We start from the raw sequence: 26187 nt of genomic DNA, 5'->3' as shown, positions 1-26187 counted from the left end.
CGGTAGAAAAGGGCCCTGACCCCCAACACAGTCAGCCCTTCATCGTGCCGGTATCCAGCCAGCGCTGGTGCCACGACAGCGCTTCCGGCAGCAAGTGCGGGGTGTGCTTGCCGTAGCTCTCGCGGCTGGCACGGTCGAAGTAATCCTGCAGCTGCGCGCGGAAATCCGGATGCGCGCAGTTGTCGATCAGCACCTGCGCACGCTTGCGCGGGGTCAGGCCACGCAGGTCGGCCAGGCCCTGCTCGGTCACGATCACCGACACGTCGTGCTCGGTGTGGTCGACATGGCTGGCCATCGGCACGATCGCCGAAATGGTGCCGTTCTTGGCGGTGGACGGGCTCAGGAACGCGGACAGGAAGCCGTTGCGGGCAAAGTCACCCGAACCGCCGATGCCGTTCATGATCCGCGTGCCCATCACGTGCGTCGAATTGACGTTGCCGTAGATGTCCACCTCGATCATACCGTTCATGCCGATGCAGCCAAGGCGGCGCACCAGTTCCGGATGGTTGGAGATTTCCTGCGTGCGCATGATGATGCGTTCGCGGTAGAAATCGATATGTTCCTTGAACGTCTCGTTGGCCTGCGGGCTCAGCGCGAAGCCGGTGCACGAGGCGTAGCTCAGCACGCCGTCGCGCAGCAGGTCGAGCATGCCGTCCTGAATCACTTCGGTGAACGCGGCCAGGTCGCGGAAACCGCTCTTGGCCAGGCCGGCCAGCACCGCGTTCGGGATGTTGCCCACGCCCGACTGCAGCGGCAGCAGGTTCGGCGGCAGGCGGCCCTTCTTCACTTCGTGCTTGAGGAATTCGATCAGGTGCGAGGCGATCTGTTCGCTGGTCGCATCGATCGGGCTGAACGGGCTGTTGCGGTCCGGGCCGTTGGTGCGCACCACCGCCACGATCTTGTCCGGGTCGCAGCGCAGCGCGGTGTCGCCGATGCGGTCGTTGGCGTTCACCAGCGGAATCGGCTTGCGGTGCGGTGGCAGCGCGGTGCCGTAGTAGATGTCATGCATGCCGTCGACGCCGGCCGGCTGCCATTCGTTGACCTCGACGATCACCTTCTTCGCCAGGTCCAGCCAGGTCTTGTTGTTGCCGACCGAGGTAGAGGGCACCAGCGAGCCATCCTCGCGGATGGCCGAGACTTCGATCACGGCGGTATCGATCTCGCCGTAGAAGCCGAACCACACGTGCTGGGCGACGTGGCTGAGGTGGATGTCGATGTAATCCAGCTTGCCCTCGTTGATGCGGTTGCGCGCATCCGGGTCGCTCTGGAACGGCATGCGCATGGCGATGCCATCGGCCTTGGCCAGCGCGCCATCGAGTTCCGGCGCGGTGGAGGCGCCGGTCATCAGCTTGATCTGGAAGGGCTGGCCCTGGACATGCACCGCTTCGATGCGGCGCGCCAGTTCGACGGGAACGGCCTTGGGATACCCGGAGCCGGTAAAGCCGCTCATGGCCACGGTTTCACCGGGCTGGATCAGCGCGGCTGCGGCCTCTGCGGAGACCACGCGGTCACGGAGACGCGCGTTGGCGATGCGATCAACAGACATGACGACACGTGTTGCTGGGGGGAATTCCGATTATCGGCCATCCTCATCCGTACGGGGGGTTCTACCTTCGTGGAATGGCTTTTCCCCGCAGGGGTCACCCATACCCACCGGTTTTGTTTTGCAGTGCAGCGTGCAAAGTGCTTTCGCAGCCCGCACGATGGCCCTGCATCCCGACGTGGGGGAGGGAGCAGAGCCCGCTGGCAGTTCGCTGCAAGCGGGCTTTTTTATTGCCTGTCGCCCAGTATGAATACGCGCGACACACCGGGTCGGATCCTTTTGCCATGGGCAAAAGGCTCTGACCCGCGCAGTGCCAGCAATCCGGGGTCAGAGCCCTTCGCCGTTGGCAAAGGGATCCGACCCCGCGAGAATCGAGGCATGACCCTCGCCCCCGCCGACCTTCCCGCGTCCCTGCAGCCTCTTGTCGACCGCGCTTTGGCGCGCCTGGCCCAGGTCCTGCCCGAGCCCGTTCCTGCCGAGCTGCTGCCGCTGCTGACCCGCCTGGCGGTGGCCAGCGACTTCGCGCTGGACACCCTGGTGCGGCAACCGGCGCTGCTGGCGCAGCTGGCCGCGCCCGGCTGCCCGCCGATCCCGGCGCCGGTGCTCGATCCGCTGCAGCCCAGCGACTGGCCGGCGCAGATCCGGCGCTGGCGTACCGCCATGTCGACGCGGCTGATCTGGCGCGACCTGACCGGTCTGGACGACGTGGCGCAGACCCTGGCCGGCGCCACCGCTTTGGCCGAAGACTGCCTGCGGCTGGCACTGGACGCCTTGCAGCAGGAATTCGCCCAGCGCCACGGCGTGGTCCGCGATGGCGAAGGCACGCCGCAGCAGTTGGTGGTGTTCGGCCTCGGCAAGCTCGGCGGTGGTGAGCTCAACTTCAGTTCCGATGTGGACCTGGTCTACGCCTACCCGCACGGCGGCGAATCCGACGGTCCGCGCGCGTTGGCTGCCGAGGAGTATTTCGCGCGCCTCGGCCAGCGCCTGGCCAAGCTGCTGGACGAAACCACCGTCGATGGCTTCAGCCACCGCGTCGACCTGCGCCTGCGCCCGTTCGGCAGCGCTGGTCGCGTCGCGCTCTCGTTCGCGGCGATGGACCAGTACTTCCAGCGCGAAGGCCGCGACTGGGAACGCTATGCGTGGCTGAAGGCGCGCGCGGTGGCCGGCGATATCGACGCCGGTGAAGCGTGGCTGCAGACCCTGCGCCCGTTCGTGTATCGCCGCTACCTGGATTTCACCGCGCTCGACGGCCTGCGCGAGATGAAGGCGGCGATCACCGCCGAAGTCGCGCGCCGCGAACTGCATGAGGACATCAAGCGCGGCGCCGGCGGCATCCGCGAAATCGAATTCCTGTGCCAGGCGCTGCAGTTGATCCGTGGCGGCCGCGAACCAACCTTGCGCGAGCGTCGGCTGCTGGTGGCGCTGGACGCGCTGGTGGCGGCCGGGCAGATCGCGCCCGAGGATGGCAGCGCACTGCGCGAGGCTTACCTGTTCCTGCGCCGGCTGGAAAACCGCCTGCAGATGCTGCGCGATGCACAGACCCACGTGCTGCCCAGCGATGCGCTGGACCGCGAGCGCATCGCCGTCGGCCTCGGCTACCCTGACTGGGACGTGCTGCGCGCGGCACTGGCCGTGCAGCAGCAGCGGGTCAGTACCGAATTCGCCGCGCTGCTGGCGCCGCGAAAGGGCCAGGCCGCGCCCGATGCACTGGCCAACTACTGGCGCAGCCTGCCCGAGGGCAGCAATGCGCCGCTGCTGGCCGAAGCCGGTTTCCTCGATGCCAATGGCGCCGACCAGTCGCTGCGCGATTTCGCGCAGGGCACCGGCGTGAAGTCGTTGTCCGATGCCGCGCGTGCGCGACTGGATCGCGTGCTGCCCGCGTTGCTGCATGCGGCCACGCGCTCGCCACAGCCCGATGCCGCGCTCAAGCGCGTGCTTGGCCTGCTGCAGGCGGTGCTGCGCCGGACCAGCTATCTCGCACTGCTGGACGAACAACCGAGTGCGTTGGCGCGTCTGGTCGATGTGCTGGCGCGCAGTGCGCTGCTGGCCGAGCGCCTGGCCGCGTACCCGCTGCTGCTGGACGAACTGCTGGACGTGCGCGTGTCCGGGCCGATGCCCGATGCCGCCGGCATGCTGGCCGAGTGCCAGCAGGTGTTGGCGGTGGAAGATCCCGAATCCGCACTGCGCTGGCTCAATGAAACGCGACTGGCACTCAGCTTCCGCATGGCGATGGCCACGCTGGATGGCCGCCAGGGCGCGGTGGACAGCACGCGGCAACTGGCTGAGCTGGCGCAGGCGGTGGTGGTCACCGTGCTGGCGATGGCCGAGGCGGACATGCGCACCGCGCACGGTGAGATCCCTGGCGGGCGCTTCGCGATCATCGGCTATGGCAGCCTCGGTGGGCTTGAACTGGGCTTCGGTTCCGACCTGGACCTGGTGTTCCTGCACGACAACCCGGCCGGCGTGGATGCCAGCGATGGCACGCGTCCGCTGGAGCCGGGGCGCTGGTATGCGCGCCTGGCGCAGAAGGTGATGGCGCTGCTGGGTGCGGTTACCGCCGCCGGCCGCCTGTACGACATCGACGTGCGCCTGCGCCCGGATGGCGGCAAGGGTTCGCTGGTGTCTTCGCTGGCCAGTTACACCGAATACCAGCGCGAACGGGCGTGGACCTGGGAACACCAGGCGCTGGTGCGCGCGCGTGGCGTGGCCGGCGATGCCAGCCTGCTGGCCGACTTCGAGCAGGTGCGTGCGCAGACGCTGGGCCGCGAACGCGATGCCGGTGTGCTGTATGCCGACGTGTTGAAGATGCGTGGGCGCATGCGCACCGAACTGGACCGCAGCGATGCCGCGCGGCTGGACTTGAAGCAGGGTGCTGGCGGCGTGGTGGACCTGGAGTTCCTGCTGCAGACCGGTGTGCTCGCGCGCAGTGCGCAGCACGTGGCGTTGCTGCAGCCGCGCGATACGCCATCGTTGATCGATGCGTTGGCGGTTGCTGGTTTCCTGCCGGAAGACACCGCGCAGGCGTTGCATGCAGCGCATGCCACATTGCTGGAGGTAGGCCTGGCCTGCACGCTGGATCGACGTCCGCGACTGGCACCGACCACGCCCGCGATTGAAGAGGCGTGTGCCGCGATTACGGCGGCGTGTAGTGCTGCAGCGCTGCCGTTCGCCTGACAGCCAGCACAAAGCACCATCGGAGCAATGATCTGGCCGTTGTCCTGCTGTTGGTAGGTGCCAATCTTGGTTGGCACAATCCATCAGCGTTCATGAACCCGGCAACAGCGTGCCAACCAAGGTTGGCACCTACCAGGGCTATGGCCTGGCGATGACCTGCTGTTGGTAGGTGCCAACCTTGGTTGGCACAACCCATCAGCGTTCATGACCCCGGCAACAGCGTGCCAACCAAGGTTGGCACCTACCAGGGCGACGGCGGTCAGCTGGTGGCGCGCAGCGGCGCCATCTTCCACAGCAGGGCGCGGAACGGGGCCAGCAGGCAGACGCCGATCGCCAGCTTCACCGCCAGGTCGCCGGCGGCCCAGCTCACCCACGGCAGGGTGGAACCGGCAAACGCGATCGACCAGAAAATGGTGGTATCCACCGTCGCACTGCAGGTGGTGGCCACCATCGGTGCGCGCCACCAGCTGCCACGGCGCAGGCGGTCGAACACGGTGATGTCCAGCAGCTGCGCCACGATGAAGGCCGAGCACGAGGCAATGGCGATGCGCGGCGTGGCCACCCAGATCGACAGCAGCACCGCCACCAGGAAACCGATCCACGCCACGCGGCGCGCCGGGCCCGGGCCGAAGCGGCGGTTGATCAGGTTGCTGACCAGAAACGCGACCGGATAACTGAAGGCACCCCAGGTCAGCCAGTCGTTGATCGGGTACTGCACCAGCACGTTGGACAGCAGCACCACCGCGCCCATGGCCAGTACCGCCAGCACCAGGGCGCGGGCGGTCAACGGGGCAAACACAGGGGCAGGACGCACGGACATGGCGAGCCAGGGGGACAAAGGGAATCCCACATTATCCGCCCGGCCCGCGGCAAAGCCAAAACCGGTCGTTCAGCTTTACAGCGCTTCGCTCATCACATCGCCAGCGGCGTAGGCGGTGGGCACGTAGGCCAGCGCCTGGCCCTGTGCGCTCTTCACGGTCCAGCCCGCACCGGCCTCGGTGGGGTCGAAATGCACCTGCTGGCCGACCACGAACGCCGCCGTCTGGTCTTCGTGCACGCGCGCCGGCCAGCGCAGGGTAGCGGTCTGGTCGGCCTTGTCGGGCACCTGCAGCTGCACCTGGCGCTCGCCTGCCGGCGTGGTCTCCACCTTCTTCACTTCCATCGGCGGCAGCGGTACCGCCTTGGTGCGGGCAGCCCGGGCATTGCGTTCGCTGGCCTTGAACGGCGCCTTCGACAGTTCGGACAGGCCCGCCGACGCGGCGAGGGGGACCGAGACCACGATCAGCGAGGTGATCAGCACGCTGGCCTCACTGCTGTTCAACTGCGGCGCGGCGCCGGCATGGACGGTGGGCACCAGCAGCGCCGAGAGCAGCAGGGCAGAAGCGGGAACGCGCAGGCAACGGAACATGGAGACCTCCTGGTCAGGGTGGGGACGGCGACTCAGCGCCGGTTATCGAAAATGTCGCGCGGGCCGGTGGCCTCGGGCAGGTATTCCAGCGCACGGCCCTGGTTGTCCTTCAGCTGCCAGCCCTGGTCGGCGCCGGTCGGCTCGAAGTTCACGGTCTGGCCCACGGTGAACTGCACGGCGGGATCGCCGATGCCGCGCGGGTACTGCATCGATGCGGTGTTCTGCGGGTCGTTGGCATCGCGCAGCAGCACTTCGCGGCGGCCATCGACGGTGGTGGCGATCCCGCTCACCTCCATCTGTGGCAGCTTGATCTGCTGCGGTCGGGCCAGCGGCTGGCCCGCCTCGGCGGCATCCTGGGCTTCCTGCGCCGCCGCTGCGCGGGCCGAGGCCACCATCTGCGTGGACATCTCCAGGCTCGGCCCCTGCGGGCCCGGGTCATGGATGATCACGATGCGGCGTTCGGCGTGTGCGGCCGTCGACCAGGCCAGGCCGGCGACGATCACCATCGACATCAGGGAAACAGGCAGGGCGCGCATGTCGTTCTCCTTGCGGGATTCAGGGCGAGGCTGCGGCGGCACCGGCCACCGGCACGTGGGGGATCACCAGTTCCTGCTGCAGCTGGCTGCGCTGGTGCAGGAAGTCGAATACCGATTCCACCGTCACCACCGAATAGTTGCCGGAGATGCGCTCGCCGGCCGGATGGTCGGTGGTGGTGGCGTTGGCCACGAACAGGCGCGCTCCTACGCGCTTGCCGAGGCCGATATGCAGCACGCTGGGCTGGTACTTCTGTTGGCGCAGCCACTGCTGCGCCTGTTCGCGCTTGACGATGGCCGGCGCGCCTTCGGCCTGCGCCATTGCTGCCGCCAGCACCTCCAGCACCCACTGGTTGGAGTTCTGGTAGTCGGTGGCAAACGGGTAGGCGACCACGTTGTACCTGGTTTCGTGCAGCGCCTTGGGCTGGATCGAGGGCGACACCAGCATCGCTTTCAACGCCGCACGCAACGGCGCCGATGGCACGCCGATGCGCAGGTCGGTATGGCCGCCGCTCTCGCCGACGAAGTTGCCCAGGCCCTCGTGGTACAGCTGCGAGCTGTCGGTCTTGCAGCGGTTGAGCAGGTGCATCGCGCGCCAGCGGCCGTCGTCCTCGCGCAGCAGGAACGCCAGGTGGCTGTGACGCAGGCCGTAGCGGCTCAGGTCCTGGCCACCGCGCGCGGCGATCACTACGTCCACATCGGGCAGCGCGTCCAGCCGCTCGGCGGTGGTCCAGGCCACGTCCAGCATTGCCGCCTGCGACGCCACACTGGGGTAGCGCTCGCGGCACTCGGTGCTGTTGGCCCATGCAGGTGCGGTCGCCAGCAGGCTGGCGATCAGCAGCGCGGCGCGGGGCAGGCGGGAAAAACGATCCATGTCGGTACCTTCAACGGCGGGCAGGCCCGCGCGCCGATCATACGCTGCTCAGCGCAGCGGGCGATCCACGCCCTTGCGCTTGAGTTCCTTGTCGCAGGCGTCGCTGATCGGGGCAACCGGCAATGGCGGGCGCTGGCCCTTCGGATCGCGCAGCGCTGGCTGTTCGCGGTAGGCGTCCAGCTGCTGCTGGCATTGATACGAGATCGGGTCCAGCTCGGTGGGCGCGGTGGAGCAGGCAGCGAGCAGGGCCAGGGGCAGCAGGAGCAGGGTACGCATGAAGACGTTCAGAGTGATGGGGGAAGCTGGACTCTACCCGCGCAGCTGGATCGAAATGTTCAGAAATCGCTGCGCACCCGGGTAGTGCCGGCCGCTGGCCGGCAACGGTAGGTGTTCGGCAATGCGTACAGCGTTGCCGGCCAGCGGCCGGCACTACCGTGCTGCCAGCCGCGCTTTCACTTCTGCCGCGATCCGCGCGGTTTCGCGCAGTGGCTCGATGCGGTCGTACTGCCAGTCCAGCCAGTGCGTCTGCAATCGCCCGCGCTCGCGCAGCTGTTGCTGGAAGCGCGCCAGCCGCCCCTGCACGGTATCGGCCAGCGCCACCATCACCGGCATGCGCGTGGCGCAGGCCTCCGAGAGCAGGTTCACCGAATCGGGCGAGACCACCACGCGGTTGGCCCAGCCGAGCAGGCCACCGTAGGGATTGGTACCGTCGCCACCATCGCCCCAGATCACGTGCGGCAGGTCGGCGAACTTCGCGCGCAGGATCTCGGCCAAGGCCGGTGGCGTGCGTCGCGAGGTGGTCGCCAGCAGGCTGCCGCCTTCGCTGCGGATCTGGTCGGCCAGTGCCTGGAACACACCGACCATCGCCGTCTCATCCCACGGCGCCAGCGGCGTCGGCCCGCCCACCAGCAGCGCAGTGCGCGGGCCGGGCAGGGTACTGAAGCCGGCGAACGCGGCGCGGCCCCAGGCCAGCCAGTCATCGTCCACCGGGTTGAGGCTGCCGAGCAGGGTCAGCACGTTGCTGCCGCGCAGGGCGTCATGTTCGGGCACCACCACCACATCCCAGTGACGCGCGCCGATGCGCGGGTCCAGGATCTGCACCACCTGGCTGCCACGTGCGCGCAGCACGCGCAGGGCGCCAGCGGCCTGTCGGCCACAACCGATCGCCAGCGCCGGGGCCTCGGCGGCCAGTGACGCGAACGCCTCGCCATAGCCATTCACATCGCCCGGCAGGCGGCGCGGCGACAGCCAGCGCCAGGGCGCGCGGGGCTGCAGGACCAGCGGCTGATGGGTGCCCTGGCGCAGCGCCGAGGCCAGCGCGACCGCCTGGCGGACATTGCCCGCGCGGCCGTCGGTGACCGTCCAGGGCGCGCTCGATCGTTTCACCATTGGCATTAATTCGTTTCAGCCCTGCTGGGTGTTGCAACAGTCGCGACACTCTACACTGCGGCTCGTCGATTCGCCCCGCGCCGCCCGCGGGCACTGACTTCCTTTCGCCGCCCTGGAGATCCACCGATGTCCCACGCGCTCGACGCTGCTGCCCTCGATCAGCTGTTCCGTACTGCCCGTACCCAGAACGCCTTCCTCGACAAGCCGGTCCCGGCCAGCCTGCTGCAGGAACTGTACGACCTGGTGAAGTGGGGCCCGACCGCGGCCAACACCACGCCGGCCCGCTTCGTCTTCGTCACCTCGAAGGAAGCCAAGGACAAGCTGGCCCCGGCCCTGTCCGAAGGCAACCTGGCCAAGACCATGGCCGCCCCGGTCACCGCCATCATCGGCTTCGACCTGGACTTCCACGAGAAGCTGCCGTACCTGTTCCCGCACACCGATGCCAAGGCCTGGTTCGACGGCCCGCAGGAAGGCCGTCACGAAGCCGCCATCCGCAACGGCAGCCTGCAGGGTGCCTACCTGATCCTGGCCGCACGCGCGCTGGGCCTGGATGCCGGCCCGATGTCCGGCTTCGATGCGGCCAAGGTGGACGAAGCCTTCTTCGCTGGCACCTCCATCAAGTCGAATTTCCTGGTCAACCTGGGTTACGGTGACCCGGCGGGCCTGTTCCCGCGTCTGCCGCGCCTGTCGTTCGACGAAGCGGCGCGCATCGCGTAAGTCGCTGTATCGATTCCGGGCCGCCCCCTTGGCGGTCCCTGCTGTACCCACCCTACGATCCGGAGAGTTCCTGAGATGAGCGCCACCCGTAAACTGCTGCTGCCGCTGGCCCTGACCCTGGCCATCGCCGCCTGCTCCAAGCCGGCCGACACCGCTGCCCCGGCGGCCGACGCCGCCGCCCCGGCCACCACCGAGCAGGCCGCCACCCCGGCTGCTGATGCCGCCGCCGCTGCGCCGGCCGCCGAAGCGATCAAGATCGCCTCGGGCACCTACAAGCTGGACCCGAGCCACACCGACGTGCTGGCGCAGTGGAGCCACTTCGGCTTCTCCAACCCGAGCGCGCACTTCGGCAACGTCGAAGGCACCCTGGTGTACAACGCCGAAGACGTGACCAAGTCCACCGTGGAAGTGAAGCTGCCGCTGAGCGGCCTGAACAGCTTCACCGCCAAGTTCGACGAGCACCTGAAGAGCGCCGACTTCTTCGACGCCGCCAAGTTCGCCGATGCCACCTTCAAGAGCACCAAGGTGGAAGCCGCTGGCACCAACAAGCTGACCGTCACCGGCGACCTGACCATCAAGGGCATCACCAAGCCGGTCACCCTGGACGTCACCGTCAACGGCGGCGGCGAGCACCCGATGGCCAAGGTTCCGGCCGCCGGCTTCGATGCCACCACCACCCTGAAGCGCAGCGATTTCGGCGTCGGCGCCTACGCCCCGAACGTCAGCGATGAAGTGAAGATCCGCATCACCACCGAAGCCACCGGCGAAAAGCCGGCCGCTTGATGCACCCCACTCACTCGTCGTGAGAAGGCAGAAGGCCCGCTGAAAAGCGGGCCTTCTTTTTGGGTGCTGCATGCGAGGTGCCCGATGCCGATGGGGTTGCCGGCCAGCGGCCGGCACTACCCGGTAGGTGCCAACCTGCATTGGGAGGGTGCGGACCTGCATCTGGTGGGTGCGGACCGTTGGTCCGCACGATCCCTCAGCGCAACGTGCCCAACCACGCCCCACACGCTTCGCTCGGGCTCTGCTTGGCCTTCACCGCCAGCCCGCTCACGCGCACGAAGGTCTGCGCGGCCTGTGCCACCACCTGGCGTGCGATCAGCGCCGCCTGCTTGGTCGCGGCCTGCTGCTTGCGCAGCTGCACGATGTTGATCGAAGGCCGACCGACCGGCGCATATTTCTGGTCGCGGCGCAGCACATCGGCTACCTGCGCCACTTCGAATTCGGCCTGCAGGTAACGGTGCTGTGCCTCCACCAGCTCACGCAGCGGTACGCGCAGCGCAGCGGTGTCGGCGAAGGCGGCCAGGGCCGCATCGCAGGCGGCGTCATCGGCAAAGCGGGTACGCAGCGCATCCACGCTGGCCAGGGTCAGTTTGGCCATGTGGGCCTCGTTGCTGCAGGAAAGGAGCGCGATTGTCGCATTGCTTGCCGGGTAATGCCGGCCGCTGGCTGGCAATTGCATGGGAGTGTGCGGACCAACGGTCCGCACCCACCAGTCGATGGCGCAGCCAAGCGTGGGCTCGGCTCTACAATGGTCCGCTGTACCACCCACGGAAGGAAGATCCATGCAGGACGCGCAGTATTGGTTGAACGAATTCTGGACGGGCCTGAGCGTGCTCGATCTGCTGGGCGGCAGCCTGCTCGGCACGCTGCTGGGCCTGGTGCTGGGCATCTTCGCCTGGCGCCGGCTGCACCGCCGCGGTTGGCTGCAGCGGCGCAAGCGCTGGCATCACTGGTTGCTGGCCAGCTACGTGGTGCTGTTGCCACTGGTGACGGCTTTCTTCGGCCTGCAGCTGGGCTTCACCGCCGGTGCTCACCGCGCGCTGTTCAAGCAGCTCGATCATTTCCAGCCGCACCTGCAGACCCTGGTGGAAGGCTGGAGCGAAGGCTTCACCGATTCACTGGACGACCCGCGCATGCGCGAGGCATTGCGCAGCCAGGGCACGGTGGGCGATGTGGCCGACACCATCGCCTCGGCCTACCTCAGCGAACATCCGTTGCCCGGCCTCGAACGTCTGGGCAACGGCCCGCTGGCACGCGGCACCGGCTGGGTGATCGGCAAGGTGCGCGAAGGCCTGCTGCGCGGCATGGTGGAAGACACGCTGGTGGACAAGGCCGGCACGATTGGCCTGGAGCCCAAGGTGGTGCGCGAGGCGCTGACGATGCACGTCGATGAGCTGCTGCACACCCGTGGCGTGCTGCGGCTGGTGAAAGCGCAGATCAACGGCATGATGCCCGGCGTGTACTTCGGGCTGCTGATGCCGCTGCTGATCATCGCGCTGCTGGTGGCGCTGGAGATCTGGGCCGCGCACCGGTTCGGGTGGACGCGGCAGGTGGCATCCAGCGTGGTAGTGCCGGCCGCTAGCCGGCAGCTGCAGGTTCCTGCCGAAGGTTCATGAGGTTGCCGGCCAGCGGCCGGCACTACCCATTCGAAGGCGTGCGGACTAACGGTCCGCACCTACCGTCTTTTGTTCAATCGCCGTCGGTTTCGTCGGGGTGGGCCTTCCAGTAGCCGGTCGAGCGGATCCAGTCGCGCGGCACGCCCAGGTGGCCTTCGATGAACTTGCGCATCATCCGTGCGCGGCGCGATTCGGTGGCGATCCAGTAGAAGACATCGCCGTCCGGCGCTTCGAAGTCGGTCAGCATGTCTTCCAGCAGGGTGCTGCTGGCCGCCGGGAAGCCATTGCGCTCCAGCCAGTGGATGCGCACGTTCTCGTACTGCGGTAGCTCCTGGCGCTCGGCTTCGTCGCTCACTTCGATGAAGGCCTGCACTTCGGCGCCGTCCGGTAGCACGTCCAGCCAGCGGGCGATGGCCGGCAGCGCGGTTTCATCGCCGATCAGCACATAGGCGTCGTAACTGTCGGCCACCACGAACGAGCCGCGCGGGCCGCCGATCACCAGCACGTCGCCCGCCTGCGCCTGCTCGGCCCACGGTCCGGCAATGCCCTGGTCGTGCAGCACGAAGTCGATGGCCAGCTCGCCGGTTTCGTGGTCCCACCAGCGCGGGGTGTAGTCGCGCGACGGCGAGGGCTCCTTGCCGGCCGGGTAGCTGCGGCCTTCGGCGGTCAGCACCGGCAGCACCATCTCGCCGCTGGCGTTGGGGAAGAACAGCTTGATGTGGTCGTCGGCGCCGGGCGAATCGAAGCCGGCCAGATCGTCGCCGCCCAGCACCACGCGGCGCATGTGCGGGGTGACGTCTCCGGTGCGCAGCACGGTCAGTTCACGGAAGCGCACATCCAGGCGCAGGCGCGTGTTGTTGTGTTCGGTCATGGGGATACCTGCAAAGGTGTCGCGCGGGGGCGCGCGGCGTAGGGGAGGACCTGGCTGGATTCAGTCTGGCTGGGTCGTTGAAAGTGGTGATGCCTCGCTACCGGCGGTACCGTTCAGCAGGGCCGAGGCCCGCGTCAGCAGCGCCGCCACCTCGTCCGCCTCGCCCTCGGCCCAGCGGCCGTGGTGATGCACCAGCGCCCGCTTGAACTCGCGCAGGGCCGTGGCCAGCGGCGGCGGCAGCGAGGCCTTGGTGATCTCGCGGGCACGGTCGAAGGCACGTCGCTGCGCCAGGCGTACCTGGGTGCGCTGCACCTTCAGCTCGAACTCGCCGGCGGCGGTGATGCGGAAGATCCGCTTGCCGTCCACTTCCTCGGCCTCGATCCAGCCGGCCTGCTCGAAGCTGGCCAGCAACGGGTACATGGTGCCGGCGCTGGGCGTATAGGCCTGCATGAACTGGTTGCTGATCAGCTGCATCAGCTCGTAGCCATGGCGCGGCTGCTCGCCGATCAGGGCCAGCACCAGCAGGCGCAGGTCGCCGCGGCTGAGCACCCGCGGTTGGCCGTTGCGGCGCGGCACCGCCGGATCGGTGGAACGGGCTCTGGGAGAAGCGGTACGGCTCATTTCGATATATCGGTAAACGAGTGTGCAAACGATATATCGATATATCGAAGCCGGCAATCATCGATCCGGCCACAAGCAGGTCCGGTTTGGGCCACGGCCGGCCGCGCGCACAGCAAAAGGGGCGCCCCTTGCAGGGCGCCCAGGCGATGCTGTGGAAGGGAGCAGGGCCGCCAGGCCCCTCACTCGCGGCCCACGCTGGACCCGCTGGCGGCATCGATCCAGAGGCAGATGCGACATGTTGTCGCCGGTTCAGTACACCCGCCCGGGGCGCACCTATGGCGGTGCCGGAGTTGCCCTACAACCGTCATCGGCAGCGGTAACACTGCGTCCTGCACATGGGCGCAGCGGCCCGCAAGCGACAGCCCGCGCAGCCGCCAAGGCCCGCCGCAGGGCCGTCAGCGGGCCCGGCAAGCCCCTTGCGGACACTGGCCGGTTGCATCCATACGCCTGCGTAGCCAAGTGACGAAAGCCCTTGGTGCGCTACACTTTGCGGTCTAGAAATCTATACAACAGTCGCGCGCGTGCGTGCGGTTATGGGAGCGCTAATGAACTGGTTGAACGAGGTGCTGAACAACGACCCGAATCCTGTGGAAACCCAGGAGTGGATCGAGTCGTTGAAGGCCGTTATTGATGTCGAGGGCTCCGAGCGCGCGCATCAGCTGCTGGAAGGCATGGTGGAACTGACCCGTCGTTCGGGCGCCTACCTGCCGTTCTCTCCCACCACCGAGTACGTCAACACCATCGAGCCGCAGCTCGAGGCCAAGAGCCCGGGCAATGCCGAGCTGGAATGGCGCATCCGTTCGATCATCCGCTGGAATGCGATGGCCACCGTGGTGCGCGCCAATCGCAAGCCGGGTGACCTGGGCGGCCACATCGCCTCGTTCGCCTCCGGCGCCACCCTGTACGACGTGGGCTTCAACCACTTCTGGCGCGCCCCGAGCGAAAACCACCCGGGCGACCTGCTGTTCATCCAGGGCCACAGCGCCCCGGGCATCTACGCGCGCTCCTTCCTGGAAGGCCGCATCAGCGAAGAGCAGCTGGACAAGTTCCGCATGGAAGTGGACGGCGGTGGCCTGTCCTCGTACCCGCACCCGTGGCTGATGCCGGAGTACTGGCAGACCCCGACCGTGTCGATGGGCCTGGGCCCGCTGGCCGCCATCTACCAGGCGCAGTTCATGCGCTACCTGGAAAACCGTGGCCTGATCGAGAAGTCCGACCGCAAGGTGTGGTGCTTCATCGGCGACGGCGAGAGCGACGAGCCGGAAACCCTGGGTGCCATCGCCCTGGCCGGCCGTGAAGGCCTGGACAACCTGATCTTCGTGGTGAACTGCAACCTGCAGCGCCTGGACGGCCCGGTGCGCGGCAACGGCAAGATCATCCAGGAACTGGAAGGCGTGTTCCGTGGCGGCGGCTGGAACGTGATCAAGCTGCTGTGGGGCGGTTACTGGGATGCCCTGCTGGCCAAGGACACCAACGGCGTCCTGAAGAAGCTGATGATGGAAACCGTCGACGGCGAGTACCAGAACTGCAAGGCCTTCGGTGGCGCGTATACCCGCGAGCATTTCTTCGGCAAGTACCCGGAAACCGCTGCGATGGTCGCCGGCCTGAGCGACGACGACATCTGGCGCCTGAACCGTGGTGGCCACGACCCGCACAAGGTGTACGCCGCCTACCACCAGGCCGTGAACACCAAGGGCATGCCGACGGTCATCCTGGCCAAGACCGTGAAGGGTTACGGCATGGGCAGCGCCGGTGAAGCGCTGAACCCGACCCACCAGACCAAGAAGCTGGACGACGAAGCGGTGCGCCACTTCCGCGACCGCTTCAACATTCCGGTGACCGACGCGCAGCTGGCCGACGGCCAGGTGCCGTTCTACCACCCGGGCCCGGATTCGCCGGAAGTGCAGTACCTGCAGGAACGCCGTGCCGCGCTGGGCGGTTACCTGCCGCAGCGCCGCCGCAAGGCCGACAAGACCTTCGTGGCGCCGAAGCTGGAAGCCTACGACCGCCTGCTGAAGAGCAGTGGCGAGCGCAGCTACTCCACCACCATGGCCTTCGTGCAGAGCCTGAACATCACCCTGCGCGACAAGGAACTGGGCCCGCACATCGTGCCGATCGTGGCCGACGAAGCCCGTACCTTCGGTATGGAAGGCCTGTTCCGCCAGATCGGCATCTACGCGCCGTTCGGCCAGAAGTACAAGCCGGTCGACGCCGACCAGCTGATGTTCTACCGCGAAGACCAGAGCGGCCAGGTGCTGCAGCAGGGCATCAGCGAGCCGGGTGCGATCAGCTCGTGGATGGCCGCCGGTACCAGCTACTCGGTCAGCAACGTGCCGATGCTGCCGTTCTACATCTACTACAGCATGTTCGGCTTCCAGCGCGTGGGCGACATCGCCTGGCAGGCCGCCGACATGCGTACCCGCGGCTTCCTGCTGGGTGGCACCGCCGGCCGCACCACGCTGAACGGTGAAGGCCTGCAGCACGAGGATGGCTTCAGCCATCTGGTGGCCGGTGGCATCCCGAACGTGCGCAGCTACGACCCGACCTTCGGCTTCGAAGTGACGGTAATCCTGCAGCACGGCACCAAGCGCATGATGGAAGACCAGGTGGACGAGTATTACTACGTCACCCTGATGAACGAGAACTACACCCATCCGGAAATGCCGGAAGGTGCGGCCGAAGGCATCGTCAAGGGCATGTACCTGCTGACCGACGCCGGCAAGCCGAAGAAGGGCGAGCTGCGCGTGCAGCTGCTGGGTTCGGGCACCATCCTGCGCGAAGCCATTGCCGCGGCCGAGCTGCTGGACAAGGACTTCGGTGTGACCGCCGACATCTGGAGCTGCCCGAGCTTCAACGAACTGCGTCGCGATGGTTTCGACGTGGAACGTGCCAACCGTCTGCATCCGGAAGGTGAGCAGCGCAAGGCCTACGTGACCGAGCTGCTGGAAGGCCGCCAGGGCCCGGCGATCGCCGCCACCGACTACGTGCGTGCGTATGCGGACCAGATCCGCGCGTTCGTGCCGATGTCTTACACGGTGTTGGGTACGGATGGTTTCGGCCGTTCGGATACGCGTGCGAACCTGCGTCGGTTCTTTGAGGTGGATCGCTACTACATCGCGCATGCGGCGATTGCGGCGCTGGCGAAGGAAGGGAAGATGACCGCGAAGGATGTGGCTCGGGCGATCAAGCAGTACAAGATTGATCCGGAGAAGGCTAATCCTGTTGGGGTTTGATTGGGTCAATTAATTGACGCGAAAAAGGGCGGCCATTGGCCGCCCTTTTTCTTGTCGAAGCCCGAGAGCGTTCCGGCTATTGACTAATAAGTCTTGATGCGTTTCATTTGGGATAAGGACGAAACGCGCTCAGCGCAAGGGGATGGACGTGGCAGGGATAAAGATTGCAAAGGCTCTGATTGCAAAGCTGCCAGAGGGGCAGAGAACGGACGTAAAAGATAATCTCTGGACACTTTCAGGTGGGATCTGCCACCTATGTGGGCGTGAGATGAATAGGTCGTCGGACGTAATTGAAGCGGATCATGACGTCCCGGAATCAGAAGGCGGGGCGACGATTCTGGAAAATCTCAAGCTCGCGCACAAGGTTTGCAATGCAACCAAGCGCGCAAGCCCCACAATCGATGTCCGGCCGTATCTGAAGCTCATCGTCTTCATTCAGGAGTCGAGCGGTAGCGGCCCTGTGAGATATGGGGAATGCGCGAAGCTATTCAATATTGCGCCAGCCAATGTCCATATGACTCGGCGCTCAAACTCTGAGATGGAGTTTGAGCTTCCTGGTGGAAAGCGTGTGGTCAGTGAAGTTTATGCTCAGCAGAACAGGGCTGCAAAATTTGAGCACTGCTATCTGAGTGTTCCTAGAAGTGCAATCTATAATGATGATGAATGTCAACCTAGGAATATCAAGCCCGCTCAAGCGTGGGCGATATATAACGATCTTCAGCGAAATCCTCTGCATGAGCCGCCCGCGTGCCGTCTGGATCATGTGGCTGGTGACGAGTACAGATTACTAATGTTCGACGGACAGCATAAGACAGTGGCGTCTTGGATGTCTGGTTACGAGAACATTGTCGTCAAGGTCTACATTAATTTAACTCAGCAACAAGCAACGACCTTAGTCAATTCAATCCAGGCGAAAATAAAAAAATTGCCACTTTCTCCATTTGAAGTGGCAGCAAAGTTGGGCGATGAATGGAGAAATAGGTGGACAGCGTATGAAGAGGAAGTGACTGCCGAAGTGGCGTCTGAGGCAGGCTTCATCCGTTGGCTCGATTCAGTGGACCGGGCGCGTGGTCTTCAAGCTTTCAGAGAAGGACGAATTCGCCAACTCTTGGATCGTGATGATCTTCATCTTCTGCAGTTGATCAGAAGACAAGGGAATGCAGAAGGGTCGATTCCGGAGGCTACCTTTAAGATAAAAGTACTTCAGGAACTTCTACACTCAAAGGCGTTAGAGGACCAAGGGGAGCGTGGGGAGCAGAAACGGAAAAAAGAGGCCGATAACATCGTAAAGCTTCTTAATCACCTCTACACTCAGGTCTTTGAGGCGCCCAACGGAGGGGATGTATTCACTGTTGAGCAGGAAGAGGTTCAACGGAGAATTGTCTATCAAGGTGCATTGAAGTTTGTCTCGGAGATGCTTCGACGAATCGTCAATAATTATTGCACCACGGATGAGCGAATGGAGTTCATCGAGGCGGAATTCGACGATGAAAAATGGACGAAGATTAGCTCATCGGTCAATAGATTGGTTCAACATCCCATATGGCACCACAATTTCGAGGCGACTTCGAAGACGCGCGCCGTAAGGGATGCTCTCCAGAAAAATCAACAGGTCAAGGAAAAGTTGAAAGATGTTGGCCTTACTGCAGGCTATGTGCTCGGGGCAGAAGAGCTCGCTGGAGATTGGTTTAAATAACTGAGTGCGTGGCCACTTAGATGAAGGCCAAGGGGGTAAACACCCTTGGCCTTCAAGTGTTTTCAAGCGGGAATCACATCGACGCGAATCGAATCGTCGGTATTTCGGGATACAATTACTTCGTCGCCAGCCTTTGCTGCATCCATTACTGGATTCGACTGAAAATAAAGGCGATATTCGGATCGAGTTGGATGCGCCTCCCTTGAATCATACCAGGTGATATTGGCGGTTGCAGTCACCTTTCCGCCGTCATAGAAGAAGTGGGCGGGACCACGGAATTCATCATTCCCGAAGACCGCCTTGAGTCCTGCCACTCCATTAAGTTCATGCTGATTTGATGCGGCAGGGCTCGCCTCGACAAGAGAAAGAATCTTTTTTGCTTTCATCCTTGGTTTACCTTTTTGGAATTTTTGGCACAAGCAATCGGGGAATGCACTTCGTCAAAGAATTGACTTTCCGATGGCGCTTCGCAGAAATTGCGTGGCGCAAGCTCATATTTACTCAATAACGGCGAAAATGACAACCGCAATTTGAACTTGGATGCCGCTTCGGATCATTAATTGTCGCGACACGCGTTGCGGAACGATGAGTGGTCATCGCACTTCGTCGAATGAAATTCCGGCAGAGGAACTTCAGGAAGAAGACGGCATGATTAGTGTGCACTTGGATTCCGTTCCAGGCGCAGGTCACGTTAAATGCGCGTGCTTAGCAAAAGATTTGGTCGCTTGCTGGCCAGTTCTTCATCGAAAAATTCCCGGAAAGAAATCACGTTCTGATCATTGTAATAGAAGGACTCGTTAGTCTTCATCTTCAGAGATTCGGGAACCACCAATGTAATTTCTGAGCTGCGCAATTCATCTAATGCCTCCTTTGATACTCGATCATCTACGGTAGCCAAGAATATGGCGCAGTTGAACCGCTCGTGAGTGATCTGCTTCCAGCGCTCGCGCAGCGTGGTCTTAGCGGAAAGAACGGCTGCGTCCTCATAGCGTCGGCTCTTGTCCAGAGCGACCGTCGCCTGGTTTGGAAGAACAAAGTCAGGGCGCCGCTGACCAAGAATTGCCTGCGCTTCAAACTTCACGCCTCCGGCCGTCAGCATCGCAGCCAAGTGCGCTTCGAATGATTTGCCTGCACGGCTCTTCCGCTGCTGACTTGCAGACAGGAAAATCGAGTTCATCGACGGGAAGCCGCGCACGGCGGCTGTGGCAGTGCGGTCATGACCTGCCAGAACTTGAGCGACCTCGACTGCCCTCATACGGAGCTCGTATCTGCGGTAGATCGAGAATTCGATATCCCGGCTGACACTCATAAGTGCGTCGCCAGGCCTTTTGATCGACCATGGATCGAATTCCCTCTCCTGAATCGACTTGAGAAAGTCCGCCCGCGCCTCGCTCGCGAGTACATCGGGGCTGGGAAGCTTGGAGTACTTGGCTACCAGAGCCGCAATGGTGCCTTTTCGAAGTGCCGTATCAATCTCGTCAATCAGTTCGGCTGCTTCATCAATCTCGATGGAAGACGCCTTCTTGAAATCGGTTGGACTGAACAGGCCGAAGTGGAACTCGGCTTGGATATCGAGATGGCTCTCGAGCATCTCTGCTTCCACGGACGTTGAGTCCAGCACCATGAACCAATGGTGCGCGGTCCCCTCCGGCTCCAGAAGCGTGCCCCCCAGCAACCACGATGCAGGATTCAGTCCCGCGAACAGCTCGCCGGGGATTCTGGTGAAATGACACTCAGAGCGCTTGTTGCTGTAGAACTTGATGCCGGAGTCGATCCGGAGCTCTCCGGTTTGAGGCCAGAAGGAGGGACATATGGCTTCGAGAATGTGGGGGATGTCTTTTCTGGCGTGAAGCTCTGGAAAGAAGCCGGACTCGCGCACGTCGCGCGGCACATAAAAGCCGGACTGGTGTCCTCCGCCTTCATCCGCCCACGAGGCGTCGTTGCGAGAGAGTTTCTTCAGGAACAACGTCCCACTGCGAGCGACGAACGCTTCGATCAGAGACCACTGGTCCGGGTTCTGCTCCGGGAAAGCCATTTCCACCCGTTCCTCCTTACTGAACAGTTCGCCTTAAAGTGTCGGCCAATCCATCAAGAAATGAAGCTTGCTCTGCGATGGACTTGCCACGCAGAGAGCACTCCCAGACGGTCACGACCTGCCAGCCTGAGGATTCGAGTTCCTTGACCACACGACCATCCCGCGACCTGTTCTTGCCGATCTTATCTGTCCAGAACTCTGGGCGGGTCTTCGGCAGCCTGTACAACGGGCAATCATGCCCATGCCAGAAGCATCCATGCACGAATACAACCGTACGGTACTTTGGAAGCACGATATCCGGCCTGCCGGGCAGCTTCGCACCACCCAACCGATACCTCAGGCCTCGGGCATGGAGGCCCTTGCGTACAAGCACCTCCAGCTTTGTATTCGAACCACGTATCCGCGACATCTGCGCGGACCGTTGCTCCGGGGTGAGGCTGTCAACCAAGGTCAGCCCTTAGCCTTCTTCTTGGCCGGCTTGGCCGGCTTCGAAGCAGCTTCCTGAATCAGATGCGGCACCATGATGCGGGCGACTTCTCCGATGACAGGGACCACGACCGAGTTGCCGAACTGCTTGTAGGCACGAGTGTCGGAAACCGGAATGCGAAAGTTGTCATCAAAGCCCATCAGGCGCGCGCACTCGCGCGGCGTCAGGCGGCGCGGATTCTTCTTCGGACCTTGGGAAATGAGGATCTCTGAACCGTCTTTGTAGTAGCGCGCCGACAGCGTGCGGCACGTACTTTCGGGGGTCACCAGGCCGAAGCCGAAGCCATTGCCCTTGTCTCGATGCTTAGCAGCATAGTTCTGCAGGTAGTCCCACAGCTTGTCCGACAAGGTGTACTTGTCGAGTACTTTGCCTTTGGGGCCGCCGATGTACGGCTGGTCCTCTCCTTCGCTGCCATCCTGCTTGTGCAGGACCGAGCCCATGCGCGGGGAGATACCGAAATCAGGCAGCTCAAGTTCTTCCCACGTAAACGGAGTCTCTTCGCGGAAGCCAACAATGATGATTCGTTCACGATGCTGCGGGCCGAAGTGCTTGCCGTTGATGACCCGGTAATGCACGTGGTACCCGAGTTCGTTCTGGAGAACATCGATGATGGTCGAGAACGTGCGGCCCTTGTCGTGGCTCATCAGGTTCTTGACGTTCTCCAGCAGGAACGCGCGCGGGCGTTTCGCGTCGATGATCCGGGCCACATCAAAGAACAACGTGCCCTGGGTCTTGTCGGAGAAGCCGTGCGGACGTCCAAGGGAGTTCTTCTTGGACACACCGGCAATGGAGAAGGGCTGGCAAGGGAAGCCGGCCAGCAGCACATCGTGGTCCGGCACGTCGTTCTCGTGGACCTTGGTGATGTCCGAAGCGAAAACGTGGTCGGGGCCGTCGTGGAAGTTAGCCTTGTAGGTCTTTACGGCGTAAGGATCCCATTCGCTGGTGAAAACACAGCGGCCGCCCTGCTTCTCGAACGCGGTACGGATGCCACCGATGCCGGCGAACAGATCGATGAATCTGAACTGGCCCTCGCCGGACGGCGGCTCGCCGAAGGGCAGAAGGCGCTGGCGGATCGCATCGGCGATGTAGGGCTTGGGTTCTGTCTCGCGCAGCTGCCACCGCCGGACCGTCTTCGGATCAACTCCCAATGCCTGGGCGACCTCCTTGGGACTGAAGCGCTGCAGGGAGAGGTCGATCAGTTCGTACGCGTTCATGGGTGCTCCGGGAATTCGGGGGACATTATGTCCAATTTCTTCCCGTGGGAGAAGTAGGGGGCGGGCAACAGTACATGCTGCAGCACTGGAAGGAGTGGGAAGTCTCGAAGATCTCGACGGTTCACCCGATAGCCAGCCGTCCCGGGCTTGGAACGGCATCTTCCAGCCCTTTGGTCTCATCAACTGAGACTGCAGGTCAGCGGGCTGCGGTCCCCAACGGCTCCATTAGCGTCGCCAGCCATTCGGCGGACGCCTCCTCTGCTTGCTTTCCAGACAGAAGCTTCAGGATCTCGGGTGAGATTTTCTGTCCTTCATCACCGTATGTTCCCAGTTTGCGGAACATGGATACGGGCAGATTGCGATAGCCAATCGAACCGCTGCCGCTGATGGTGGTGTGCGCGCCGGATCTATGCAGCGACTGCTGTTGGATGAACTGCGCCGCCTGTTGCGTCACCTCAAATCCGATCACGGCGGCACGTTCTCTCAAACGTCTGTTGTTAAAGAGATACATTGGCTTGACGGACTTGTCGCGAATGGGCTTCACAATGATCATGTGCGCAGCCCTGATACCGGCGCGCAGCATCAGCTTCATCATTCGAAGCTCACCATCATTCAGACCGAAATGGCTTCCTGGATGCATCGGAAATTTGTGCTTCAGTTCAAGCATCCAGAGCTCGTTCTCGTGAAGACAAATCCTGTCGATGTTCCATGTTCCAACGAAGAACGGCTGAAGAAGGAAGTTGACCAGGAGTCTGGGGATAACCAGCTGCTGCCAGAATTCCTCCGTGCTCAGGGATGCGCCTAGAAAGCCCCAGATCGCCGTGTTCTGCCGCTGTTCGTCTCGAACTTCAGCAGACACTCTGCCGTAGCGGGGCGCGCCGCCAATTTCACGCACGAGCTTTGACAAAAGTTTGCGTGGAGTTGAGTGCTTTGTGGTCCATTGGCTGGCATGGAAATCATTGTTGATGAGCTCCAAGTGATACACCGTGCACACTTGCGCGAGCGCATCCAGGTACCGTTTCTGTCCCGCCTGCCTGCCTCGGAACCACACGAACGCGATAAGACGTGATGCATCCTTCGGTGATTGGACGATGAATGTCTCCAGATCAAGAAGCTGGAGTGCGCCATTCGATTCGGAGGCGACGTGCTCCAGCATCTGGTCGAATGCACGTTCCACGACCATGCCTTCAACAATCTGATGCTTATCCCGCTTCAGAATTTCATGTGCTAGTTCCAAGCTGGATTGGTCCAGTGAGCTGAATGGACCCCATGGAGTTTCGTCCTTCATACGCTGAAATTCCTGCCACTTTTGGAACAGGATAGCGTCAGATGATGTCGTATGTGACATCTTTAGCCGCGCCAGAGGCGGGGCTACATCAGCATCGGATCAACTGCATGCCTTCCTTGCGCAGCCGAGATTGGAGCAGAAAGCCACGCTGGGGAGGGGGATAGGGACGCTTGGCGCTCAGACCTGTCGTTGGTCGCATCTACTCCCGAACCTGCAACCGCTCAATAGCCTGCGCAGTCAACGCCACACACGCCATCTTCAACCCTTCCATAACCCGATCTCCCAGGTACTCCTCGGGCGCGCCATTCTGCCGAGTCCGCTCTGCAGCCAGCATCAGCTCCGCCACCACACGCAGCCCGGCCAACGCGCAATCCGCATCCGCCAGTTGAAGACACCGCCCAGGCAGTTGACGCCGCTCCGGCCAAGGCTGGCCATCCGCAGCCGCACCAGTTCCGATGCGGCGTAGCGTGGCGACGAAGGCGTTGGGATCGACGGACGGTTCGCGCTCGGGCTCGGCGTTGTCCGGATCGTACTGCGCGTGCAGGGAACGGAAGTCCGATGTGTTCATGGCAATGCTCCGTACAGGACAGATAGCAGCGCCACCGATAAAGGCGGCGGACGGTGCGTGGTTCGAAAGCCGGACAGTAACCAAGCCGGTGGGTCCGAAGACCCCCACGCACCGCCCGCCATGGAACGCGAACGGATTGCCAGCCGGCGCCACACAAAAGGTGACGCCGGCTGACAAGCGCAAAACACAAGGTTACTGAGCGGGCTTTCGAACCCCGCGCCACCCTTTTCCGGTGGCCCGCCAAGGTGTACTCGCATGGCTGCGAGATGCCAAGAAACCGTAGGCCGTAGAGGCCACAAATGCTGACGCTTACGGCATTGTTGCATGGCGCACGCGTGGCAGAATCCTTGCGGTGCAGTGGTTTCGGCCGGTGTTAAGTTACCGCCCGAATGCGCATTGAAAAGCACGGTTTGCAGATGATCGGGGTCTCAAAAGCGACAATCCGTCTGCAGGTCTGAGATCCGAAGCGTGCCAATTGCGACACGGCTTAACGTTGCACCCCGCCCGGACGTGGCCACAGAGCATCGTCGGGCTCCAGGTCGTAGTCGCTGCCGAACGCCAGTGCTGCTTCGCGTGGAGGAAGGTCTGCGTAGTAGCCCAGCAGGTATTCATCCATGCCGGGGTCGCTGTGGTCGATGGCGAACAGGTAGAGAAGTTCCCTGTCGAAGGCTTCCAGCCAGTCAGGGTCGATCTTGGCCATGGTCATCCTCCCGACGCAGGTGAGGATGACCTGAGGAGGTCTCAGGGGCTGCGATCTCTGCCCCCGAGGGAGGCCGCCTCAATCTGGGCGCTCAGCCCATGCGCATGGCGTGGCTCTGCTGTTCCTGCGTCCGTGCATCCAGCGCCTGCTGCGCATTCTGGCGGGCGAGCTCGTGCTGATCGCCCACCACAGCCAGTTGCTGCAGCGATTCAGCCACCGGCGTTTGTGCAGCCACGGCAGTGGGCATGCCTGCACGCAGGTGGGCAGGGTCAGATAGGTCGCCTTGTACAACAAAGATGGTGTGACCCGCCGCCTGATTGGCTGTGGCGTTGCTCAGCACCACATGGTCCACCTGTTCCAGACCCTGCTCGCGTGCCCTCACTGTCAGGCTGGCGGCGAGGTTCTCACTGGTCGCGTCGAAGGGGCGGCCGTGCTTTTCGTCCAGTGCAGCGACGCCTTGGCGAATCTGCTGATGGAGGGCATAGTCCGGGCTGCCTGGCTCTATCGCCGCGATTCGGCGTCCTTCCGTAAAGAGAGGCTCGGGCTCTTGCGTAGACACCACGCGCGGGCTCTTGGCGATCTCTCTGTAGGGATCTTCAGGATGAAACTGCTTCGCCTTGACCTCGCGTTCCAGGCGAACCTCGCGGGTCTCGTTCAACGCGGAAATCTCGGCGGGATCGGTCTCTTTGGTTGTTCTATCGAGCGGGGGAACGCCCACTGTGCGGTTCCAGCTGCCGTCTTTGGCGTCGTAGCTGTGATAGTCGAACTTGGTACCAATCACGTTCGGATCTACGGCGTCGCGCTGCAGGAGCGCTGCGCCCTCGAACTTGCTCAGCTCAACGAAGTAGAAATGCCCAGCGGGCTGCGGCATATCCAGGTGCACGCTGACGGCCGTCTTGCCAGCACGGAATGCGCCGGCAGCGCTGTTGTCCAGCATGTTCTGCCAGACTTTCTCGGCTGCCTGCTCGCCGCGTTTATGCTCCGTGGATACCAGCAGCAAGCGCGGCGTCCAGCAGTTCACATTGAGGTTGTTAGCTTCGAAGGAAACATCGTGGGACTTGAGCGTGCTCGTATAGGGCAGGTTGAGAGCAAGATCGGGCCTGCCGGCCTCCACCCAACTTCTGCGCTCCGCCAGGTCGTTCCTGATCAGATCCTGGCCGAAGGTTTCTTGCCTGCTTTCGGTGAACGCTACGTTCTTCTCGTTGCCGAACAGCGTAGCCTGTTGCTCGGCAACGGCGGTTGCAAAGCTGTTGGCCACCCGGCCAGGGAGACTGTCGTTGCGCACAACACCCAATGCCAGCAGTCCATAGCCATCATTGTCGGGAAGCTGCGCGAGATAGTTCCAATACAGCTCGCGATTTCCCTCCTTCGCGTAGGAGGACAGGACACGAATATCCTTATCGGTAAGTCCGCTCATGATTCATCCTTGAGATGCGG

Annotated in this window: 24 protein-coding genes; 6 read left to right on the top strand and 18 right to left on the bottom strand. The window is 63.3% G+C overall.

Translation table 11 applies throughout. The features are described 5' to 3' along the window. Nucleotides 1-31 precede the first annotated feature (31 nt). Nucleotides 32-1546: an acetyl-CoA hydrolase/transferase family protein gene (locus ACXI0D_RS10050; protein ID WP_101764809.1), complete on the bottom strand. Its 1515-nt coding sequence runs from the start codon at nt 1544-1546 to the stop codon at nt 32-34. A gap of 375 nt (nt 1547-1921) precedes the next feature. Between ACXI0D_RS10050 and glnE the strand changes: the two genes are divergently transcribed. Further along, nucleotides 1922-4717, top strand: a complete 2796-nt coding sequence (glnE, locus tag ACXI0D_RS10045) for a bifunctional [glutamate--ammonia ligase]-adenylyl-L-tyrosine phosphorylase/[glutamate--ammonia-ligase] adenylyltransferase (RefSeq protein ID WP_479642550.1) — start codon at nt 1922-1924, stop codon at nt 4715-4717. A gap of 259 nt (nt 4718-4976) precedes the next feature. Here glnE and ACXI0D_RS10040 read toward each other — a convergent pair whose 3' ends face one another. From ACXI0D_RS10040 to ACXI0D_RS10015, 6 genes are all read right to left on the bottom strand, one after another. Beyond that, nucleotides 4977-5537: a queuosine precursor transporter gene (locus ACXI0D_RS10040; protein ID WP_101764811.1), complete on the bottom strand. Its 561-nt coding sequence runs from the start codon at nt 5535-5537 to the stop codon at nt 4977-4979. Nucleotides 5538-5612: 75 nt separating this feature from the next. Continuing rightward, entirely contained in the window at nt 5613-6125 is a 513-nt protein-coding gene (locus ACXI0D_RS10035; RefSeq protein WP_014035766.1) for a hypothetical protein, read from the bottom strand. A gap of 32 nt (nt 6126-6157) precedes the next feature. Next, on the bottom strand, nt 6158-6661 hold the full coding sequence (locus tag ACXI0D_RS10030) for a hypothetical protein (protein WP_101764812.1): 504 nt from the start codon (nt 6659-6661) through the stop codon (nt 6158-6160). A gap of 19 nt (nt 6662-6680) precedes the next feature. After that, on the bottom strand, nt 6681-7532 hold the full coding sequence (locus ACXI0D_RS10025) for a DUF2145 domain-containing protein (RefSeq protein ID WP_479642549.1): 852 nt from the start codon (nt 7530-7532) through the stop codon (nt 6681-6683). 48 nt (nt 7533-7580) lie between these two features. Next, a complete protein-coding gene (locus ACXI0D_RS10020) occupies nt 7581-7808 on the bottom strand; it encodes a hypothetical protein (protein WP_014645731.1) in 228 nt (75 codons plus the stop codon). Nucleotides 7809-7961: 153 nt separating this feature from the next. After that, entirely contained in the window at nt 7962-8921 is a 960-nt protein-coding gene (locus tag ACXI0D_RS10015; RefSeq protein WP_479642548.1) for a mitochondrial fission ELM1 family protein, read from the bottom strand. 126 nt (nt 8922-9047) lie between these two features. Between ACXI0D_RS10015 and ACXI0D_RS10010 the strand changes: the two genes are divergently transcribed. Together ACXI0D_RS10010 and ACXI0D_RS10005 are read left to right on the top strand one after the other, a co-directional pair. Further along, entirely contained in the window at nt 9048-9638 is a 591-nt protein-coding gene (locus ACXI0D_RS10010) for a malonic semialdehyde reductase (protein WP_049443517.1), read from the top strand. 75 nt (nt 9639-9713) lie between these two features. Continuing rightward, nucleotides 9714-10421: a YceI family protein gene (locus ACXI0D_RS10005; protein WP_005415047.1), complete on the top strand. Its 708-nt coding sequence runs from the start codon at nt 9714-9716 to the stop codon at nt 10419-10421. Nucleotides 10422-10617: 196 nt separating this feature from the next. On the opposite strand, the gene ACXI0D_RS10000 is transcribed toward ACXI0D_RS10005, so the two are convergent. Next, a complete protein-coding gene (locus ACXI0D_RS10000) occupies nt 10618-11019 on the bottom strand; it encodes a hypothetical protein (RefSeq protein ID WP_479642547.1) in 402 nt (133 codons plus the stop codon). Between the two features lie 184 nt (nt 11020-11203). Here ACXI0D_RS10000 and ACXI0D_RS09995 point away from each other — a divergent pair, with 184 nt between their 5' ends. Continuing rightward, nucleotides 11204-12037: a hypothetical protein gene (locus ACXI0D_RS09995; RefSeq protein WP_479642546.1), complete on the top strand. Its 834-nt coding sequence runs from the start codon at nt 11204-11206 to the stop codon at nt 12035-12037. A gap of 73 nt (nt 12038-12110) precedes the next feature. Here ACXI0D_RS09995 and ACXI0D_RS09990 read toward each other — a convergent pair whose 3' ends face one another. Then, nucleotides 12111-12908, bottom strand: coding sequence for a siderophore-interacting protein (locus ACXI0D_RS09990; RefSeq protein ID WP_479642545.1), 798 nt, complete (start codon nt 12906-12908; stop codon nt 12111-12113). Between the two features lie 60 nt (nt 12909-12968). Beyond that, complete coding sequence (locus ACXI0D_RS09985; RefSeq protein ID WP_014035775.1) at nt 12969-13529, bottom strand: PadR family transcriptional regulator; 561 nt, start codon at nt 13527-13529, stop codon at nt 12969-12971. Nucleotides 13530-14074: 545 nt separating this feature from the next. On the opposite strand from ACXI0D_RS09985, the gene aceE reads away from it, so the two are divergent. Beyond that, nucleotides 14075-16762, top strand: coding sequence for a pyruvate dehydrogenase (acetyl-transferring), homodimeric type (gene aceE / locus ACXI0D_RS09980; RefSeq protein WP_143994065.1), 2688 nt, complete (start codon nt 14075-14077; stop codon nt 16760-16762). 148 nt (nt 16763-16910) lie between these two features. After that, on the top strand, nt 16911-18458 hold the full coding sequence (locus tag ACXI0D_RS09975; protein WP_479642544.1) for an HNH endonuclease: 1548 nt from the start codon (nt 16911-16913) through the stop codon (nt 18456-18458). Between the two features lie 62 nt (nt 18459-18520). Here the strand turns inward: ACXI0D_RS09975 and ACXI0D_RS09970 are convergent, their stop codons facing one another. The 8 genes from ACXI0D_RS09970 to ACXI0D_RS09935 all read right to left on the bottom strand — a co-directional run bounded on the left by ACXI0D_RS09970 (nt 18521) and on the right by ACXI0D_RS09935 (nt 26167). After that, complete coding sequence (locus ACXI0D_RS09970) at nt 18521-18844, bottom strand: hypothetical protein (RefSeq protein ID WP_479642543.1); 324 nt, start codon at nt 18842-18844, stop codon at nt 18521-18523. 305 nt (nt 18845-19149) lie between these two features. Next, complete coding sequence (locus ACXI0D_RS09965) at nt 19150-20493, bottom strand: type II restriction endonuclease (RefSeq protein ID WP_479642744.1); 1344 nt, start codon at nt 20491-20493, stop codon at nt 19150-19152. A 16-nt stretch (nt 20494-20509) separates the two neighbouring features. Beyond that, nucleotides 20510-20941 (bottom strand): very short patch repair endonuclease, encoded by a 432-nt coding sequence (locus ACXI0D_RS09960; RefSeq protein ID WP_458074946.1) that lies wholly within the window; start codon nt 20939-20941, stop codon nt 20510-20512. 2 nt (nt 20942-20943) lie between these two features. Then, entirely contained in the window at nt 20944-22194 is a 1251-nt protein-coding gene (dcm, locus tag ACXI0D_RS09955) for a DNA (cytosine-5-)-methyltransferase (RefSeq protein ID WP_479642542.1), read from the bottom strand. Nucleotides 22195-22390: 196 nt separating this feature from the next. Then, nucleotides 22391-23482, bottom strand: a complete 1092-nt coding sequence (locus tag ACXI0D_RS09950) for a hypothetical protein (RefSeq protein WP_479642541.1) — start codon at nt 23480-23482, stop codon at nt 22391-22393. A 199-nt stretch (nt 23483-23681) separates the two neighbouring features. Then, nucleotides 23682-24050, bottom strand: coding sequence for a hypothetical protein (locus ACXI0D_RS09945; RefSeq protein WP_479642540.1), 369 nt, complete (start codon nt 24048-24050; stop codon nt 23682-23684). Nucleotides 24051-24537: 487 nt separating this feature from the next. Then, nucleotides 24538-24750 carry a hypothetical protein gene (locus ACXI0D_RS09940; protein ID WP_479642539.1) on the bottom strand — a complete coding sequence of 71 codons (213 nt, stop codon included), beginning with the start codon at nt 24748-24750 and terminating at the stop codon, nt 24538-24540. Between the two features lie 91 nt (nt 24751-24841). Further along, nucleotides 24842-26167 carry an XVIPCD domain-containing protein gene (locus ACXI0D_RS09935; protein WP_479642538.1) on the bottom strand — a complete coding sequence of 442 codons (1326 nt, stop codon included), beginning with the start codon at nt 26165-26167 and terminating at the stop codon, nt 24842-24844. Nucleotides 26168-26187: the final 20 nt, after the last annotated feature.

It is taken from the genome of Stenotrophomonas sp. C9D9 (assembly GCF_056491205.1).
The sequence above is the reverse complement of the archived record's forward strand: the minus strand, read 5'-3'. Positions and strand labels throughout refer to the sequence as shown.

What these genes read in the sequence shown, in the direction of transcription:
- ACXI0D_RS10005 (WP_005415047.1), top strand. Translation starts at nt 9,714, where the DNA reads ATGAGCGCCACCCGTAAACTGCTGCTGCCGCTGGCCCTGACCCTGGCC.
- ACXI0D_RS09990 (WP_479642545.1), bottom strand. Translation starts at nt 12,908, where the DNA reads ATGACCGAACACAACAACACGCGCCTGCGCCTGGATGTGCGCTTCCGT.
- ACXI0D_RS09940 (WP_479642539.1), bottom strand. Translation starts at nt 24,750, where the DNA reads ATGGCCAAGATCGACCCTGACTGGCTGGAAGCCTTCGACAGGGAACTT.
- ACXI0D_RS10025 (WP_479642549.1), bottom strand. Translation starts at nt 7,532, where the DNA reads ATGGATCGTTTTTCCCGCCTGCCCCGCGCCGCGCTGCTGATCGCCAGC.
- ACXI0D_RS10030 (WP_101764812.1), bottom strand. Translation starts at nt 6,661, where the DNA reads ATGCGCGCCCTGCCTGTTTCCCTGATGTCGATGGTGATCGTCGCCGGC.
- glnE (WP_479642550.1), top strand. Translation starts at nt 1,922, where the DNA reads ATGACCCTCGCCCCCGCCGACCTTCCCGCGTCCCTGCAGCCTCTTGTC.
- ACXI0D_RS10010 (WP_049443517.1), top strand. Translation starts at nt 9,048, where the DNA reads ATGTCCCACGCGCTCGACGCTGCTGCCCTCGATCAGCTGTTCCGTACT.
- ACXI0D_RS09945 (WP_479642540.1), bottom strand. Translation starts at nt 24,050, where the DNA reads ATGAACACATCGGACTTCCGTTCCCTGCACGCGCAGTACGATCCGGAC.
- ACXI0D_RS09965 (WP_479642744.1), bottom strand. Translation starts at nt 20,493, where the DNA reads ATGGCTTTCCCGGAGCAGAACCCGGACCAGTGGTCTCTGATCGAAGCG.
- ACXI0D_RS10035 (WP_014035766.1), bottom strand. Translation starts at nt 6,125, where the DNA reads ATGTTCCGTTGCCTGCGCGTTCCCGCTTCTGCCCTGCTGCTCTCGGCG.
- ACXI0D_RS10050 (WP_101764809.1), bottom strand. Translation starts at nt 1,546, where the DNA reads ATGTCTGTTGATCGCATCGCCAACGCGCGTCTCCGTGACCGCGTGGTC.
- dcm (WP_479642542.1), bottom strand. Translation starts at nt 22,194, where the DNA reads ATGAACGCGTACGAACTGATCGACCTCTCCCTGCAGCGCTTCAGTCCC.
- ACXI0D_RS10015 (WP_479642548.1), bottom strand. Translation starts at nt 8,921, where the DNA reads ATGGTGAAACGATCGAGCGCGCCCTGGACGGTCACCGACGGCCGCGCG.
- ACXI0D_RS09970 (WP_479642543.1), bottom strand. Translation starts at nt 18,844, where the DNA reads ATGAAAGCAAAAAAGATTCTTTCTCTTGTCGAGGCGAGCCCTGCCGCA.
- ACXI0D_RS10020 (WP_014645731.1), bottom strand. Translation starts at nt 7,808, where the DNA reads ATGCGTACCCTGCTCCTGCTGCCCCTGGCCCTGCTCGCTGCCTGCTCC.
- ACXI0D_RS09985 (WP_014035775.1), bottom strand. Translation starts at nt 13,529, where the DNA reads ATGAGCCGTACCGCTTCTCCCAGAGCCCGTTCCACCGATCCGGCGGTG.
- aceE (WP_143994065.1), top strand. Translation starts at nt 14,075, where the DNA reads ATGAACTGGTTGAACGAGGTGCTGAACAACGACCCGAATCCTGTGGAA.
- ACXI0D_RS09950 (WP_479642541.1), bottom strand. Translation starts at nt 23,482, where the DNA reads ATGAAGGACGAAACTCCATGGGGTCCATTCAGCTCACTGGACCAATCC.
- ACXI0D_RS09935 (WP_479642538.1), bottom strand. Translation starts at nt 26,167, where the DNA reads ATGAGCGGACTTACCGATAAGGATATTCGTGTCCTGTCCTCCTACGCG.
- ACXI0D_RS10040 (WP_101764811.1), bottom strand. Translation starts at nt 5,537, where the DNA reads ATGTCCGTGCGTCCTGCCCCTGTGTTTGCCCCGTTGACCGCCCGCGCC.
- ACXI0D_RS10000 (WP_479642547.1), bottom strand. Translation starts at nt 11,019, where the DNA reads ATGGCCAAACTGACCCTGGCCAGCGTGGATGCGCTGCGTACCCGCTTT.
- ACXI0D_RS09995 (WP_479642546.1), top strand. Translation starts at nt 11,204, where the DNA reads ATGCAGGACGCGCAGTATTGGTTGAACGAATTCTGGACGGGCCTGAGC.